Source organism: Caballeronia sp. INDeC2 (assembly GCF_023631325.1).
GTDB lineage: Bacteria > Pseudomonadota > Gammaproteobacteria > Burkholderiales > Burkholderiaceae > Caballeronia.
Genome location: NZ_JALQDG010000002.1, coordinates 1 through 2,789, shown reverse-complemented (window position 1 = coordinate 2,789; position 2,789 = coordinate 1). Strand labels below are relative to the sequence as shown.

Below are 2,789 nucleotides of genomic sequence, written 5' to 3'. Positions count from 1 at the left end.
CCTGCTGAAACGCGGGCGAACGAGGCGCGCGTCGCCGCCACGCCCGAGACGGTCAAGAAGCTCGTCACGCAAGGACATCGCGTTTCCGTCCAGAGCGGTGCGGGCTTGCCGGCAAGCTATATCGACGATGCCTTCGCGCAAGCGGGCGCCGATCTCGTCGATGCGGCCACGGCCTTTTCCGCCGAGATCGTCCTCAAGGTGCAGTCGCCGAGCGAAAGCGAACTGGCGATGCTCAAGCCGGGCGCCGTGCTCATCGGCATGCTCGATCCCTTCAACACTGAAAACACCGCACGGCTCGCGTCCTCGGGTGTCACCGCGTTCGCGCTCGAAGCCGCGCCGCGCACCACCCGCGCGCAGAGTCTCGACGTGCTGTCGTCGCAGGCGAACATCGCCGGATACAAGGCGGTGCTGATGGCCTGCCAGTATTACCAGCGCTTCATGCCGATGCTGATGACCGCCGCCGGCACCGTGAAAGCGGCGCGCGTGCTCGTGCTCGGCGCGGGCGTCGCGGGTTTGCAAGCGATTGCGACGGCCAAGCGTCTCGGCGCCGTCGTCGAGGCGTCCGACGTGCGCCCGGCCGTGAGGGAGCAGATCGAATCGCTCGGCGGGAAGTTCGTCGACGTGCCCTTCGAAACCGACGAGGAACGCGAAGCGGCGGTAGGTGTCGGCGGCTACGCGCGTCCGATGCCCGCAAGCTGGCTCGCGCGGCAATCGGCGCAGGTGCACGAACGTGCGAAGGCGGCGGACATCGTCATCTCGACGGCGCTGATTCCCGGCCGTCCCGCGCCCACGCTGATTTCCGTCGAAACGGTCAAGCACATGAAGCCCGGCTCCGTGATCGTCGATCTCGCCGCGGGTCGCGGACCCGAGTTCGAAGGCAAGAAAGGCGGCAACTGCCCGCTCACCGAAGTCGATCAGGTGGTGATGAAGCACGGCGTGCATATCGTCGGCCATACGAACCTCGCTTCGATGGTCGGCGCCGATGCCTCCGCGCTCTACGCCCGCAATCTTCTGGACTTCCTAAAGCTGATCCTCACCAAGGAAGGCACGCTCAACATCGACCTCGCGGACGACATCGTCGCGGCCACGCTCCAGTGCCGCGACGGGCAAGTCACGCGTCCAGACGCTTAACGCCGATACGGAGACGCACATGGATGTCATCAATCACACGGTGATCAATCTCATCATCTTCGTGCTGGCCATTTACGTCGGCTATCACGTCGTGTGGAACGTCACGCCCGCGCTGCATACGCCGCTGATGGCCGTGACCAACGCGATTTCGGCGATCGTCATCGTCGGCGCGATGCTCGCGGTCGGCCTCACGGTCGGCGCGGCGGGCAAGTTCTTCGGCACCCTCGCCGTGCTGCTCGCGGCGGTGAACGTGTTCGGCGGCTTTCTCGTCACACGGCGAATGCTCGAGATGTTCAAGAAGAAAGAGCCCAAGAAGATCGCCAGCAAGGAGGGCGCGTAATGAGCCTCAACGTCGTCACTCTCCTGTATCTCGTCGCCTCGGTGTGTTTCATCCAGGCGCTGAAGGGCTTGTCCAATCCGAAGACCGCGCGTATCGGCAACACGTTCGGCATGGCGGGGATGGCGATCGCCATTCTCACCACGCTCGCGCTGATCGTTAAGCAGGCGGCCTATCTCGAAGCGAATCTGGCGCTCGGGCTGTCGCTGCTGTTCGTCGCGCTGATCGTCGGCGGCGGCGCGGGCGCGTACATCGCGGCGAAAGTCGAGATGACGAAGATGCCCGAGCTCGTCGCGGCGATGCACTCGCTGATCGGTCTCGCGGCGGTGTGCATCGCGTATGGCGTGGTGGCGGAGCCTGCCGCGTTCGGGCTCGCGCCGCTCGGCGAGCCGATTCCGTACGGCAATCGCGTCGAGCTGTTCATCGGCACGTTCGTCGGGGCGATCACGTTCTCGGGCTCGGTCATCGCGTTCGGGAAACTGTCGGGCAAGTACAAGTTCCGGCTGTTTCAGGGCGCGCCGGTCACGTATTCGGGACAGCATCTGATCAACCTGCTGCTCGCCATCGCGATGGTCGGCTTCGGCGTGATCTTCATGCTCACCGAGTCGTGGCTGCCGTTCATCATCATGACGATCATCGCGTTCGCGCTCGGCGTGCTGATCATCATTCCGATCGGCGGCGCTGACATGCCGGTGGTCGTGTCGATGCTCAACTCGTACTCGGGCTGGGCGGCGGCGGGCATCGGCTTCTCGCTGAACAATCCGATGCTGATCATCGCGGGGTCGCTCGTGGGTTCGTCGGGTGCGATTCTGTCGTACATCATGTGCCGCGCGATGAACCGGTCGTTCTTCAACGTGATTCTCGGCGGGTTTGGCGGCGAGGCTGGCGGTGCGACCGCGGGCGGCTCGACGGAGCAGCGTCCGGTGAAATCCGGTTCCGCCGATGACGCCGCGTTCATGCTCGGCAACGCCGAAAGCGTGGTGATCGTGCCGGGTTATGGTCTGGCCGTCGCGCGCGCACAGCATGCGCTGAAGGAACTGACGGACAAGCTCGTCGAAAAAGGCATTGATGTGCGGTATGCGATTCATCCGGTCGCGGGGCGCATGCCGGGGCACATGAACGTGCTGCTCGCCGAAGCCGAAGTGCCTTACGAGATGGTGCAGGAGATGGAGGACATCAACAGCGAGTTCGGTCAAACGGACGTGGTGCTCGTGCTCGGGGCGAACGACGTGGTGAACCCCGCCGCGAAGACCGATCCGAAGTCACCGATCGCCGGGATGCCGATTCTCGAAGCGTACAAGGCGCGAACGATCATCGTGAA

General features: G+C 64.4%; 3 protein-coding genes. All 3 read left to right on the top strand.

The window, feature by feature from the left end:
* Positions 1-1,131: Re/Si-specific NAD(P)(+) transhydrogenase subunit alpha (locus NCS28_RS01650; RefSeq protein WP_250512155.1), on the top strand; the 1,131-nt coding region annotated here is incomplete at its 5' end.
* A gap of 19 nt (positions 1,132-1,150) precedes the next feature.
* The gene (locus tag NCS28_RS01645) at positions 1,151-1,471 is read left to right on the top strand and encodes an NAD(P) transhydrogenase subunit alpha part 2 (protein WP_250512154.1); all 321 of its coding nucleotides are present in this window, start codon (positions 1,151-1,153) and stop codon (positions 1,469-1,471) included.
* The coding region (locus NCS28_RS01640) for an NAD(P)(+) transhydrogenase (Re/Si-specific) subunit beta (protein ID WP_250512153.1) at positions 1,471-2,789 on the top strand (1,319 nt) is incomplete at its 3' end. The genes NCS28_RS01645 and NCS28_RS01640, both read left to right, overlap by 1 nt.

Coding starts and splice junctions, on each gene's coding strand:
- NCS28_RS01645 (WP_250512154.1), top strand. CDS start 1,151: ATGGATGTCATCAATCACACGGTGATCAATCTCATCATCTTCGTGCTG.